At 74.4% G+C, this 12828-nt stretch carries 11 protein-coding genes; 4 read left to right on the top strand and 7 right to left on the bottom strand.

The window, feature by feature from the left end; all coding sequences use genetic code 11:
* Positions 1-13: 13 nt before the first annotated feature.
* Positions 14-1297 (bottom strand): MFS transporter, encoded by a 1284-nt coding sequence (locus tag VQ03_RS16450; RefSeq protein WP_048451977.1) that lies wholly within the window; start codon positions 1295-1297, stop codon positions 14-16.
* A 310-nt stretch (positions 1298-1607) separates the two neighbouring features.
* Here VQ03_RS16450 and speB point away from each other — a divergent pair, with 310 nt between their 5' ends.
* Positions 1608-2648 (top strand): agmatinase, encoded by a 1041-nt coding sequence (gene speB / locus VQ03_RS16445; RefSeq protein ID WP_048451976.1) that lies wholly within the window; start codon positions 1608-1610, stop codon positions 2646-2648.
* 119 nt (positions 2649-2767) lie between these two features.
* Here the strand turns inward: speB and VQ03_RS16440 are convergent, their stop codons facing one another.
* Positions 2768-3703 carry an SMP-30/gluconolactonase/LRE family protein gene (locus VQ03_RS16440; RefSeq protein ID WP_048451975.1) on the bottom strand — a complete coding sequence of 312 codons (936 nt, stop codon included), beginning with the start codon at positions 3701-3703 and terminating at the stop codon, positions 2768-2770.
* 163 nt (positions 3704-3866) lie between these two features.
* Between VQ03_RS16440 and VQ03_RS16435 the strand changes: the two genes are divergently transcribed.
* The gene (locus tag VQ03_RS16435; RefSeq protein ID WP_048451974.1) at positions 3867-4703 is read left to right on the top strand and encodes an NAD-dependent epimerase/dehydratase family protein; all 837 of its coding nucleotides are present in this window, start codon (positions 3867-3869) and stop codon (positions 4701-4703) included.
* Between the two features lie 7 nt (positions 4704-4710).
* Here VQ03_RS16435 and VQ03_RS34640 read toward each other — a convergent pair whose 3' ends face one another.
* From VQ03_RS34640 to ptsP, 3 genes are all read right to left on the bottom strand, one after another.
* On the bottom strand, positions 4711-5427 hold the full coding sequence (locus tag VQ03_RS34640; protein WP_048451973.1) for a hypothetical protein: 717 nt from the start codon (positions 5425-5427) through the stop codon (positions 4711-4713).
* A gap of 252 nt (positions 5428-5679) precedes the next feature.
* Positions 5680-6624 (bottom strand): 1-phosphofructokinase, encoded by a 945-nt coding sequence (pfkB, locus tag VQ03_RS16425; protein WP_048451972.1) that lies wholly within the window; start codon positions 6622-6624, stop codon positions 5680-5682.
* Positions 6621-9164, bottom strand: a complete 2544-nt coding sequence (gene ptsP / locus VQ03_RS16420; RefSeq protein WP_048451971.1) for a phosphoenolpyruvate--protein phosphotransferase — start codon at positions 9162-9164, stop codon at positions 6621-6623. The genes pfkB and ptsP overlap by 4 nt, the downstream gene beginning before the upstream one ends.
* Positions 9165-9339: 175 nt before the next feature.
* Between ptsP and VQ03_RS16415 the strand changes: the two genes are divergently transcribed.
* A complete protein-coding gene (locus VQ03_RS16415; protein ID WP_048451970.1) occupies positions 9340-10326 on the top strand; it encodes a LacI family DNA-binding transcriptional regulator in 987 nt (328 codons plus the stop codon).
* Between the two features lie 237 nt (positions 10327-10563).
* Here VQ03_RS16415 and VQ03_RS16410 read toward each other — a convergent pair whose 3' ends face one another.
* On the bottom strand, positions 10564-10797 hold the full coding sequence (locus tag VQ03_RS16410; RefSeq protein WP_048451969.1) for a hypothetical protein: 234 nt from the start codon (positions 10795-10797) through the stop codon (positions 10564-10566).
* 55 nt (positions 10798-10852) lie between these two features.
* Positions 10853-12232 carry a CoA transferase gene (locus tag VQ03_RS16405; RefSeq protein ID WP_048451968.1) on the bottom strand — a complete coding sequence of 460 codons (1380 nt, stop codon included), beginning with the start codon at positions 12230-12232 and terminating at the stop codon, positions 10853-10855.
* A gap of 162 nt (positions 12233-12394) precedes the next feature.
* Between VQ03_RS16405 and VQ03_RS16400 the strand changes: the two genes are divergently transcribed.
* The coding region (locus tag VQ03_RS16400) for a helix-turn-helix domain-containing protein (protein ID WP_048451991.1) at positions 12395-12828 on the top strand (434 nt) is incomplete at its 3' end.

Below are 12828 nucleotides of genomic sequence, written 5' to 3'. Positions count from 1 at the left end.
TCCTGCGGGCCGCTCAGCGACCGGCCCGCGCCTGCCTGTTCGTGGTTCCCTTAAGGTAGGGCGCCCCGGCCGCAAGCGCAACGAGGCCCGCCGCGTAGGCGAGCGCGCTGGTCGCCAGCAGGGCGTGGCCGAGGCCGGCCTCGCCGAAGACGCGATCGGCCAGGAGCCCGACCAGGGGCGGGCCGAGCCCGAAGCCCGCCAGCGTGATGCAGGCCATGAACGGCGCGGTGACGCGGCCGCGCAAGGATCGCGGCGTCATGATCTGCAGGCCCGCGAGCGTCGCCACCGAGCCGATCCCGAGGCCGAAGACCAGGGCGGCGAGGGCGGCGGTCGCCAGGGCGAGGCGGTCGGTCAGGCCGACGATCGCGGCGAGCGGCAGCGTGCCGGCGAGCACGCCGAGGAGCAGCCGCCCGCCCGGAAGGACGCCCCGCCTCGCGCGGTCGAGGAGGCGTCCGCCGGTGAACTGGCCGAGCGGCGCGGCGAGGGCCACGACCACCCCGAACAGCATGCCGGCCGAGGAGAGCGGCAGGCCGAAACGGCGCACGAGCAGCGTGACCGCCCAGGCATTGGTGGTCTGGACGACCAGGGTCACGGCGCCTCCGGCCACGGTCATGGCGGCGTAGCGCCCCGCATGCCGGGCGAGCCACGGCCCGATCCGCGTCCGCACCCGCACCTGCGGGCCGCCGCGGCCGGGATCGTCCAGCCGCAGCAGCAGCGTCACGAGGACGAGGTTCGGCAGGACGCTGAGCCCGAACAGCACCCGCCAGGACGCGACCGGGGTCGGGAAGCCCGCCACCGTCACCGCCGCGGGCAGCAGGGCGAGGAGCCCGCCGCCCAGGACCAGGGCCGTGCCGCGTCCCAGGACGGCGCCCGCGGTGTAGAGCGAGACGCCCTGCCCGATCCGGTCCCGCGGCTGGCGCGCGGCGATGAGCGCGAGGGCGGCCGGGGTGAGGACGGCCTGGCCGAGGCCGAGTCCCATGCGGGCGAGGACGAGCTCGGCGAGATCGGTCGCCAGCCCGCAGGCCAGCGAGGCGAGGCTCCAGACCAGGATCCCGGCCGCGATCAGGCGCGGGCGGTGGACGCGGTCGACCAGGGGGCCGGCCATGAGGGTCGCGACGGCAAAGGCCGCCACGAAGGCGGTGCCCTGCGCCAGGCCGATCGCGAAGTCGCTCAGATGCAGGTCCGCCTTGATCGCCGGGGCGACCAGGGCGGCGACGAACCGGTCCGCGAAGGCGAGGAGATGGGCGCCGGCGAGCAGCCAGACGCCCGGCCAGGCCGGGGCCAGGGAGACGCGCATCGGGCCGGTCAGGCCGCTGCGGGCGCGCGGCGCGCGGCGGCATCGGGGGGCGTGTCGCCCATCTCTGGCGGCCTTCGCGATCGTGAGGGAGCCTGCGTCGGCGGCGGTTGCGCCGGCCGGGACTTCCTGAACCGCCGGCCCCCGCCCGCACAACGGGGCTTGCCAGCATGGCCGGCCTGCGCTTGACTCGTGGCCGGGCGGTGCGGGCCGAGGGCACGCCGGGTGCACCGGGGCCCTCAGGGGCCGCCCCCCGAGTGCCGCGCCCGCGGGCTCGCGAGAGCCGGTGCGGGCCCTCACCTCCGGAGCCCCCATGGATCAGGCCAAGCTCGCGGCCCTTCGCGCCCGCTACCTCGACGCGACCGGCGGCGACATCGACGATCCGGACTTCGCGAAGGCGGCGGCACAGCAATTCAGCGAGAGCGATCGGCGCAAGTGGCCCTTCGCGGATCCGGCGACCTTCCTCGACCTGCCGTTCCGCCCCGAGGCCGCGACGCTGCCCGATTTCGGCGGCCTCGACGTGGCGCTGATCGGCGTGCCGATGGATCTCGGCGTCACCAACCGGGCCGGCGCCCGCCACGGGCCGCGGGCGGTGCGGGCGGTGGAGCGCATCGGCCCCTACGAGCACGTGCTGCGGATCACCCCGGCGGCGGAGCTGAAGGCGGCCGATATCGGCGACGTGCCGTTCCGCAGCCGCTTCTCCCTCGAGAGCTGCCACGAGGACATCGAGGCGTTCTTCGCCACCGTGGTGAAGGCCGGCGTGGTGCCGCTGGCGGTGGGCGGCGACCACTCGATCAGCCGCGCCACCCTTCGGGCGGTCGGCGCCGGCCGCCCGGTCGGCATGATCCACATCGACGCCCATTGCGACACCGGCGGCGTCTACGAGGGCTCGAAGTTCCACCATGGCGGCCCGTTCCGCCAGGCGGTGCTCGACGGCGTGCTCGATCCCGCCCGCACGATCCAGATCGGCATCCGCGGCGGCGCCGAGTACCTGTGGGAGTTCTCGTACGTCTCCGGCATGACGGTGATCCACGCCGAGGAGGTGGCGCAGCTCGGGATCCCTGCGGTGATCGCCCGGGCCCGGGAGGTCGCCGGCGACGGCCCCACCTACCTCTCCTTCGACGTCGACAGCCTCGATCCGGGCTTCGCGCCCGGCACCGGCACGCCGGAGATGGGCGGGCTCACGCCCCGCGAGGTGCTGGCGTTGTTGCGCGGCCTCGCCGGCGTGAACGTGGTCGGCGGCGACGTGGTCGAGGTGGCGCCGCAATACGACCCGACCAGCAACACGGCGCAATGCGCCGCGCAGGTGCTGTTCGAGCTGTTGTGCCTGGTGGCGGCGGGGCGGCGGGCCTGAGCATCATTCGCCGAAGCGGTCACCGGTGAAGCGGTCACCGGTTCGGCGGTGACAATGATGCGAAAACAAGAACCTGAGCAGAGTGGCGCCGTGCGGCTCCGCTTGAGGCTGCCGGGGCCTTACCCCCCGGCCACCCCCTGGGTGTCGACATAGACCGCGTAGAGCGACTGGCTCGCCGCCATGAACAGCCGGTTGCGGTGACGGCCGCCGAAGCAGAGGTTGGCGCAGCGCTCCGGCAGGCGGATGCGGCCGATCAGAATGCCCTCGGGGTTGTAGACCATCACCCCGTCGAGGGCGTCCGAGCCCATGCCCCAGCCGCACCAGAGATTGCCGTCGATGTCGCACCGGAAGCCGTCCGGCGTGCCGGGGCCGGCATCGATGTGGACGCGCTGGTTCGTCAGACGCCCGCCCGCGACGTCGAAGGCGAGGATGCGGCGGTTCGGCTGCGCCCGCGATTCGACGAGGTAGAGGATCGATTCGTCGGGGGAGAAGCACAGGCCGTTCGGCCCGGCGAGGCCGGTCGCCACCGCCGCCAGCACCCCGGTCGCCGGGTCGAGGCGGTAGACGTTCTGGGGCAGCTCGGGCTCCGCCCGCTCGCCCTCGTAATTGCCGAGGATGCCGAAGGGCGGATCGGTGAACCAGACCGCGCCGTCCGCGGCCACCACCACGTCGTTGGGCGAGTTGAGGCGCTTGCCCTCGAAACGGTCGGCCAGGACCGTGATGGCGCCGTCATACTCGGTGCGCGTCACCCGCCGCCCGCCATGCTCGCAGGTGACGAGGCGGCCCTGGCGGTCGCGGGTGTTGCCGTTGGCGAAGTTCGACGGCTTGCGGAAGACCGAGACCGCGCCGCTCTCCTCGTCGAAGCGCAGGATGCGGTTGTTCGGGATGTCGCTCCACAGGAGATAGCGCCCGTCGCCGAACCAGACCGGGCCCTCGCTCCAGCGGCAGCCGGTGGCGAGGCGCTCGATCCCGGCGCTGAACACCCGGTAGCGGGCGAAGGAGGGGTCGATGACCTCGATGGCGGGGTCGGGATACCGGATCGTCGGCGTCCACACGGGGCGTTCCTCCTGTCGGTCTTCTTGCGCGGCGGACCTTCGCGGGACGTGCCGCCCGATGCAAGCGGCTGCGTCGCGCCTCGACGGCGCGCCGCGGCTGGCCGATGATGGGGCGTGACCTCGCGCCGGGTTGGCGCGCACCAACGACGACACGGGAGGATGCATGAGCGAGGCAGCGGGGATCCGGGTCGCCCTGTCCGGGGCGGGCGGGCAGATCGGGGCGGTGCTGCGGCCGCGGCTGCTCGCCGCCGGCCACGTCCTGCGCTCCGGCGGCGGGCCGGTGGCGCTGACGCCGCTCTCCGACGCCGAGACGGTGACGAGCGGCGACCTGCGCGAGGCGGAGGCCGTCGACCGGCTGCTCGACGGCACCGACGTGCTGGTGCACATGGCCGGCACCAGCGTCGAGAAGCCCCTGCCGGAGGTGATCGAGAACAATCTCGTCGCCCTGCGCGCGGTCTACGAGGGCGCCCGCCGCCACGGCCTGCGCCGGGTGGTCTTCGCCAGTTCCAACCACGCCTTCGGCATGCATGCGGTGGACGACCGGCTCGCGATCGACGCGCCGTTCCGGCCGGACGGGTTCTACGGGTTGAGCAAGGCCTGGGGCGAGTTGATGGGCCGGATGTACTGGGACCGGCACGGCATCGAGGGGGTGGCCCTGCGCATCGGCAGCGCCCTGCCGCGTCCGACGGAATTCCGCCACCTCTCGACCTGGCTCGGCCACGACGACCTCGCCCAGCTCGTGCTGCGCAGCATCGCGGCGCCGATCCCCGGCTACGTGGCGGTCTGGGGCGCCTCGAACAACCCGCGCAGCTACTGGGACAACGCGGCCGCCGCCGCGGCGATCGGCTACCGGCCGACCCAGTCGGCGGAGGATTGGGCCGAGGAGATCCTGGCCCGTGAGAACCCCCTCGACCCGATCGCCCGGACCTTCCAGGGCGGCAGCTTCACGACGATCGACTACACGCCGGATGCACAGCGGCCCCGCCGCGCCGGCCCTTGACGCCCTCTCAGGCCGACCGGCGCAAGGGGTAGGCGGGCATGGGATAGGCGGGCATGGCGGTCGGCACCCGGTCCTGGGCCACGATCACCTCCGGCACGCCGGCGGCCTCGGCGGTATCGAACAGGTCGACGAGGCGCGGATCGTCGGCCTCGGCATTCGAGGCGATCACCACCGCGTCCATCCAGGCCGAGACCGCGCTCACCAGCGGCCGGGTCCCGGCCGAGAAGCCCTCGCCGAGGCAGACGATCACCCAGTCATAGGCCTCGCCGAGGGCGTCGAAGGTGAGCCCGAGGGCGTCGCGGCCGGCGACCAGGGCCTCGGCATCGCCGCGGCCGCGGCCGATCAGGTGCAGCCGCGGGCCGGCATCGGGGCGGATCACGGTGGTGAAGTCGGCGCGGCCGGCGACGAGGTCGATGAGGCCCGCACGGGCCTCCGGCGGACCGTCGAGGCGCACCAGCAGGGCCCGGCCGTGCAGGGCGGCGGCCCGGCCGAGGCTGCGGGCGAGACCATCGAGGTCGGTCTCGTCGCCGGTGCCGACGAGGAGCACCGCATCGGCGTCCCGGATCGCGCCCTCGCTCAAGGGAGCGCCGGTCGCGCCGCGGCCGCGCAATTCGAGGTCGAGGCGCTGGTTGCGCCGCCCTGCCGCCCGGCGCAGGGCCTCGGCCGCCAGCACCGCATGGGTGCTGAGATCGCCGCCCCCGACGACGGCCACCAAGTGGGTCATGGGATGTTCCTCCTGAGGTCGTCTGCTTGATCTGGCTGCTGGTCTTGACACCCTCCACCGTCATTCCGGGGCCGCGAAGCGGAGCCCGGAATCCAGAACCTCGAGACGTTCAGAAGGGAGCGGAAGACAGCCCGCTTCGTTCTGCACCGCCTGCGGTTCCGGATCCCGGGCTCCCGCCTTCGGCGAGCCCCGGGATGACCCGGAGAAGCGGAATCGTGGTCGGATCGATCGATGGACCCGGTGCGTCGCGCTTCATCGCGTCGGCAGGACGCGAACCTCGATCGTCGTCGCGACCGCCTCGACCTCCCCGCGCCCCGGCAGGTTGGCGCCGGCCCGGGTCAGCTTGCCGGCCGCGAAGGTGAGCGCCAGGCGGGCGGTGTCGGCGAGGCTCAGATCGGCGAAGACGCCGGCCACCAGCCCCGCCACCAGGGCGTCGCCGGCCCCGACGGTGCTCGCCACGTCGACCGCCGGGGCGAGGGCGTGCAGCGCCTCGGCACCGCGGACGAACACCGCGCCCTCGGCCCCGAGCGAGACGGCCACCAGGGGGATGCCGCGCCGGTTCAGGTCGCGGGCCGCCTCGACCACGTCGGCAAGCGCCGGGAGGGGGCGGCCGGCCCATTCCTCCAGCTCGTGCCGGTTCGGCTTGACGATGTCCGGCAGGATCCCGGCCGACAAGGCGGCGGCGAGGGGCGGCCCGGACACGTCGAGCAGCACCCGGGCGCCTCGCGCCTTCAGCTCCGCCGTCAATTCGGCGTAGAGGCCGGCCTCCGCCCCCACCGGCAGGCTGCCGGCGAGCACCGCCAGCGTGTCCGGGCCGGCCTCCTCGGCGAGCACGGCGCGGACCGCCCGCAGGGTCGCGGGATCGAGGGCGAGGCCCGGCAGGTTCACGTCGGTGGTGCCGGCGGGATCGACGAGCTTCAGGTTGGTGCGGGTCTCGCCCGCCACGCAGACGCAGCGATCCGCGATGCCCTTGGCGGAGAACAGGGCCTCGAAGGCGGCGGCGTTGCCGGCGCCGAGCACCCCCGCCGCCGTGACCGGGATCCCCCAATCGGCGAGGCAGCTCGCCACGTTGATGCCCTTGCCGCCGGCATCGTCGCGCACCGCGCGGGCGCGGTGGACCTCGCCCGGCACCAGCCGGTCGAGGGTGACGGTCCGGTCGATCGCCGGGTTGAGGGTGAGGGTGAGGATCCGGGTCACGACCGCACCTCCCGGTCGAGAGCGCGCACCGCCGCGGCGTCGGGTTGGGCGCAGGCCTCGTCGGCCAGCGCCTTCAGCGCGGAGAGCGAGGCGGCGCGCAGGCGCGCCTTCACGGCCGGCACGTCGCGGGGGGTCATCGACAGCTCGTGCACGCCCAAGCCCGCGAGCAGCCCCGCCCCGAACGGATCGCCGGCGATGCCGCCGCAGACCCCGACGAAGCGCCCGTGCCGGGCCGCGCCCTCGCAGGTCATCCGGACCAGGCGCAGGACCGCCGGATGGAGCGAATCGGCCTCCGGCGCCAGCTCGGTGTTCTGGCGGTCGATGGCGAGGGCGTACTGGGTCAGGTCGTTGGTGCCGATCGAGAAGAAGTCGCAATGGGCCGCCAGCGCATCGGCCTGGATCGCCGCCGCCGGCACCTCGATCATGATGCCGAGCGGCACGGCGGGCGCCCCGATCCCGGCCCGGATCCGCTCGCAGGCCTCGCGCAGGGCCAGCAGCTCGGGCACCGAGGTGATCATCGGGAACATGATCGAGAGCGGCGCGTCCTTGCCCGTCGGGGCGTCGGCCGGCACGCTATCCTTCGCGGCGCGGTAGAGGGCGCGCAGCTGCGGCTCCATCAGGTCGGGCCGGCGCAGGAGCAGCCGGGCGCCGCGCACGCCGAGGAAGGGGTTCTCCTCCTTCGGCAGGGCGAGGTGGGGCACCTGCTTGTCGCCGCCGATGTCGAGGGCGCGCACGATCAGCGGCCGGCCGGCCAGCGCCTCCAGCATCGCCCGGTAGGTCGCGTATTGGTCGTCCTCGCCCGGGGTGTCGCCGCGCTCGAGGAACAGGAACTCGGTGCGCATCAGGCCGACGCCCTCGGCGCCCTGCGACAGGGCGAAGGGCACCTGGTCGGGGGTGTTGACGTTGGCGCCGATGGCGAGGGCGTGGCCGTCCCGGGTGCGGGCCGGCAGGCCGCGCTCGCGCGCTTCCGCCTCCTGCGTCGCCCGCAGGGAGTCGCGCCAGGCCTGCGCCGAGGCGAGGTCGCGCTCGCTCGGGCTCACGTAGAGCCGCCCGGTGGTGCCGTCGAGGATCGCGGTCCTGCCGGCGGGAGGCGCAAGCAGGCCGGGCCCGGCCGCCACCACCGAGGGGATGCCGAGGGTGCGGGCGAGGATCGCCGTGTGGGAGGTCGGGCCGCCTTGGGCGGTCGCGAGCCCGAGCACCCGGGCCGGATCGAGCCCGGCCGTGTCGGAGGGGGCGAGGTCGGGGCTCAGCAGGATGCAGGGCTGGTCCGGCAGGGCGTGGCCGGCCTGGAGCGCGGGGTCGATCTGCGCCAGCACCCGGCGGCCGACGTCGCGCAGGTCCGCCGCGCGGGCGGCGAGCACCGGGTTGCCCAGCGCCGAGAGCTGGCCGGCCATCCGCTCCACCGCCCGGTGCCAGGCGAAGGCGACGCCGTGGCCCTCGACCATCAGCTGGCAGGCCAGCGTGATCAGGTCGGTGTCGGCGATGAGGTCGGCTTGCGCCTTGAAGATCCCGGCATCGGCCTGGCCGAGGCGCCGGCCGGTATCGTCGGCGAGCGCCTTCAGCTGCGCCGCCGTCGCTTCCAGGGCCGCGTGCAGCCGGTCGCCGCCGCTCGTCAGCGGCTCCGGCTCGTCCGGCACCGCGACCTCGGTGGGCCCGAGCACGTGGATCGGCCCGATGGCGAGGCCCGGGCTCGCGCCGATGCCCGGGATCACCTGGCAGGGATCGGCGGGGTTCCAGCCCGCCACCGGGGCGGCGGCCTTCGCGGCGGCCTCCGCCGCGCGGGCGGCGGCGGCCTTCTCGCCGGCCGAGAGGCCGGTGACCGTGGCCTTGAGCCGGGCGAGGGCCGCCGGGGCGTCGTCGCCCTCGGCGGAGATCACCGCCTCGTCGCCGGCGCGCAGGCCGAGCTGGAGCAGCGCGATCAGGTTCTTGGCATCCGCCACCTCGGCGCCGTGGCGGACCTGGATCCGGGCGGGGCTGGCGCGGGCCGCCTCGACCCAGGCGGAGGCCGGGCGGGCATGCAGGCCGGTGGGATAATCGACGGTCCAGGCGAAGCTCTGGGCGAGGTCGGCGGCCGGGCCGGCGGCACCGGAAGCGGCCGCATCCTCGGCCAGAGCCGCGGCGATCTCGCCCGCATCCGTCGTGATGCGCAGGCGCTCCAGCCGGGCCTCGTCCTGGATCAGCCGGGTGAGGCGGCGCAGGATCGTGATGTGGGTGTCGGACTGGGCCGCGATCGCCACCACCAGGTGGGCGTCCTGCCCGTCGTGCCAGGCGACGCCGCCGGGCACCTGGAGCACGGCGAGCCCGCTCTCGCGCACCAGGGCGCGATCGTCGACCATGCCGTGCGGGATCACCACGCCGTGGCCCAGATAGGTGTTCGCCACCGACTCGCGGCGCAGCATGCTCGCCTCGTAGGCCGGATCGATGCAGCCGGCTGCGACGAGGAGCTGGGCCGCCTCGCGGATCGCGGCTTCCTTGGTCGAGGGGCTGGCGGCGGTGCGGATCAGGACGCGCGGCGTCAGCGGCGGTGTCGGCGCGAGCATGGCGAGGCTTCCTCCCGGAAGATGGCTGGTTTTCCTTGTTGTCTATGAAAACGTTTTCACAACGCGTGTCAACAGAGTTCGGCCGGCGCTGCGCGCAAGGCGAGTGTCAGGACTTGCCCGGAGCGGCCCGTCCTGTCACAACGGTTGTATCGAGTCTGAAAACGTTTTCGAGGCGATGACCGTCGGCATCCGTGACGTCGCCCGTGCGGCGGGCGTTTCCACCGCGACCGTGTCGCGGGCCCTGGGCAAGGGCCCGGTGAGCGACGCCCTGCGCGAGCAGGTCGAGGCGGCGGTGCGGGCGACCGGCTACCGGCCGAATCTCTCCGCCCGCCGCCTGCGCTCGCAGGCCGCCCAGACGATCGGGCTCATCGTCGCCGACATCCGCAACCCGTTCTTCACCGCGGTCAGCCGGGCGGTGGAGGATGCGGCCTACCAGGCCGGGATGCGGCTGATCCTGTGCAACACCGGCGAGGATGCCGAGCGCGAGGCCCTGTACCTGCGCCTGATGCAGGAGGAGCGGGTCACCGGCGTCGTCTTCGCGCCGACCCGCCGCACCGCCGAGCGGCTGCGCCCGGAGGATTTCCCGTTTCCCCTGGTGCTGATCGACCGCACCGGCCCCCCGGGCGGCCATGACGGGGTGGTGCTCGACAACGTGGCGGCGGGCGCCGCCCTGGTCGATCACCTGGTGGAGCAGGGCTATTCCCGCATCGGCGGCCTGTTCGGCTCCACGAGCTCGACCGCCCGGGAACGGTGCGACGGCTATCTCGCGGCGATGCGCCGGCACGGCCTCGCGCCGCAGGTCCGCACCGTGCTGCCGGATGCCGAGCCGGCGCAGGGCGAGGTGGCGCGCTGGCTCGCCGAGCCGGGGCGGCCCGAGGCGCTGGTCGTCTCCAACGGCCTGATCCTGATGGGGGCGGTGCGGGCAGCCCGCGCCGCGGGCGTCGCCTGGCCCGGCGGAATCGCGCTCGCGGGCTTCGACAACGAGCCCTGGACCGAGCTGGTCGAGCCCGGCCTGACGGTGATCGAGCAGCCGGTCGCCGAGATCGGCGCCCAGGCGATGGGGCTGCTGTTCGACCGGCTGAAGACTCCCGGACAGCCGGTGCGCAAGGTGGTCCTGAGCGGGCGTCTGATCGCCCGAGGGTCGACGGGGCGGCGATCGTAGTCTTCGACCGGCCCAGGCCGGATCGATATGCTCCCGGCGTCATTCCGAACTCCGCTTCGCGGCCCCGGAATGACGCCGGGAGTGTCATACCAACGGCCTAAGATGCTGACGCATCAGGCCGTTGACCCATCTCGAATTTTCGATTTCAAGCCAAAAGCTTGGCGAAAATTCGAGAACGGAACCAAAGGTCGTTTTCAACGACCGTTGGTATCACTCACCATCGAGGCTGACGAACGCTCACGGCTTCTCCTCGGCCGGGCTGTGCTTCTGCGGCCTGTGGCCGTCCTGGCCGGGGTTGTTGTGCTTGTTGTGGTCGCGGCTCTCCTGGTAGGTGGAGGGCGGCCGGGTGGGATCGGCGCTGGTGCGGATGCGGGCGCCGCCGCCGGCCGGCACGTTGGGGCCGTCCTTGCCCTCGATCAGGCGGATGTTCTGCGCGTGGGTCTTGTCGCCGTGGGGCTTCTCGCCGGCCATGGGCTCCTCCTGTCGCGGATGAGCCCGGCCAACTCCCGCTCGCTGGCCCTGTTCCTCACCAGGCCGGCGCGGCGGCGCCCAGGGGGCCGGCGGGACGGTCCCAGGCCATCGGCACGCCGTCGAGGGCGAGGGCCGGGCGCAGGCGCAAGGCCGGTCCCCAGCCGGTCGGCTCCGGCGCCTCGGCGAAGTCGGCCCGGTCCGGGGCGGCGGGCGCCGCCTCGGGGAGCGGCGTCGGCGCGGCGGCGAGGAGGGCGGCGGTACGGGCGAGGGAGAGGCGCGCCGCTGCGCCCCGCCCGGTCGTGAGGCGCCGGGTCAGGCCGTGCAGCGCCGCCGCCGCCATCAGATAGCCGGTGGCGTGGTCGAGGGCCTGGACCGGCAGCGGCACCGGTCTGTCGGCACCGGCGCAGGCCATCCCGGCCTCGGCGAGGCCGCAGCTCATCTGGACCAGGCTGTCGAAGCCGCGCCGCGCCCGCCACGGCCCGGTCCAGCCATAGGCGTCGAGGCTGACATCGATCAGGCCCGGCCGCAGGCGGGCGCGGGCGGCCGCATCGAGCCCGAGCCGGACCAGCGCATCCGGCCGGTAGCCGTGGACGAGCACGTCCGCCGTGGCGAGCAGGTCCTCGAACCGGGCCCGGCCGGCCCGGTCCTCGAGGTCGAGGCGGGCGCAGGCCTTGCCGAGGGTCGTCTCCGGCACCACGCCGGGCTCCTCCCAGCCCGGCGGATCGAGGCGCAGCACCGTCGCGCCGAACCCGGCGAGGAAGCGCGTCGCGACGGGTCCGGCGAGCACCCGGGTCAGGTCGAGGACCCGCAAACCCATCAGAGGCCGGTCGCGGCGCGCCGCCGCGAGGCCCTCCGGCCCGGCCATACCCGGATCCCAGGCGATCAAAGGCTCCTGCGCCACCGCCCTCCCTTGCGGGTGGAGGCCCCAAGCCTCGGCCGAGCGCATCGCGGCGGCGCAGCCGCCGGCCGCGACCACGGCTGTCTCGAGATCGTCCGCCCGCCAGCGCGCCACGGCCGCCGCCACCGCCTCCCGCTCCGGTGGCGTGCCGAGCACCGACAGGGCCGCGTCGCGGTGATGCGGCGCGTTGGTGTGGAGCCGGATCCAGCCATCGGCCGCCGGATAGTCGCCGGCCACCGGATCCCAGAGCGGCGGCAACTCCCAGCCCTGCGGATGGAGCGAGCGGGCGAACCAGAACGCGGCGAGGCGCCGGTCGACCGTGACGCCCGGATGCCGGCCGAAGCGGGCCTCGACGAGCTCGGCCAGCGCCAGCCCCGCCGCCGCGACCGAGGCCGCCGCGAGGTCGCTGACCGGGTAGATCGAGGGGAGGGCGCCCCGTCCGGTGACCGCCACCGGCGGCGCGGCCTCGGCGCCGAAGGAGCGCCGGATCGTGCCCAGGATCGCCGCGAAGGCCGGAGGGCCCGCCTCGAACGTCATCGCCTGCTCCCGTGTTTCGCCAGGGCCATCGGGGATGAGACGAGGCGCGGGACCTCCTGGTCCCCGATTGCCTCGCCCGTCTCCGGTGACAGGAGCGCGCCGACAGGGTCAGATCGTCAATCTTGATTACGCGAATCAACACCGGATCGACGCAAGGCCCCCGTGACCGCCTATCTCACCGCTACCGAGGCCGCGGCCCGTCTCGGCGTGAGCCGCCAGACCCTCTACGCCTATGTCAGCCGCGGGCTGATCGAGGCCTATCCGACCGCGGATCCGCGGGTGCGGGCCTACGCGGCCGAGGCGGTCGCGCGCCTCGCCGAGGCCCGCCGGCGCGGCCGTCGGCCGCGGGAGGTCGCCCGCGCCGCCCTCGACTGGGGCCTGCCGGTGCTGGAAACCGCCGTGACCCTGATCCGCGACGGGCGGCTGTATTACCGCGGCCGTGATGCCGTCGCGCTCGCCGAGACCGCGACGCTCGAGGAGGTGGCGGCCCGGCTCTGGGACCTGCCGCTCGCCGACGCCTTCGGGCCGGACGCGCCGGCAAACCCGGATGCGCCCTCGGCCCCGGATGCGCCCTCGGCCCCGGATGCGTCCTTGGC

The organism is Methylobacterium tarhaniae, from assembly GCF_001043955.1.
Lineage (GTDB): Bacteria > Pseudomonadota > Alphaproteobacteria > Rhizobiales > Beijerinckiaceae > Methylobacterium > Methylobacterium tarhaniae.
Note: the sequence above shows the minus strand (reverse complement) of the source record. Positions and strands in the feature narration are given on the sequence as shown.

Coding starts and splice junctions, on each gene's coding strand:
- VQ03_RS16450 (WP_048451977.1), bottom strand. CDS start 1,297: ATGCGCGTCTCCCTGGCCCCGGCCTGGCCGGGCGTCTGGCTGCTCGCC.
- speB (WP_048451976.1), top strand. CDS start 1,608: ATGGATCAGGCCAAGCTCGCGGCCCTTCGCGCCCGCTACCTCGACGCG.
- VQ03_RS16435 (WP_048451974.1), top strand. CDS start 3,867: ATGAGCGAGGCAGCGGGGATCCGGGTCGCCCTGTCCGGGGCGGGCGGG.
- VQ03_RS34640 (WP_048451973.1), bottom strand. CDS start 5,427: ATGACCCACTTGGTGGCCGTCGTCGGGGGCGGCGATCTCAGCACCCAT.
- ptsP (WP_048451971.1), bottom strand. CDS start 9,164: ATGCTCGCGCCGACACCGCCGCTGACGCCGCGCGTCCTGATCCGCACC.
- VQ03_RS16415 (WP_048451970.1), top strand. CDS start 9,340: ATGACCGTCGGCATCCGTGACGTCGCCCGTGCGGCGGGCGTTTCCACC.
- VQ03_RS16410 (WP_048451969.1), bottom strand. CDS start 10,797: ATGGCCGGCGAGAAGCCCCACGGCGACAAGACCCACGCGCAGAACATC.
- VQ03_RS16405 (WP_048451968.1), bottom strand. CDS start 12,232: ATGACGTTCGAGGCGGGCCCTCCGGCCTTCGCGGCGATCCTGGGCACG.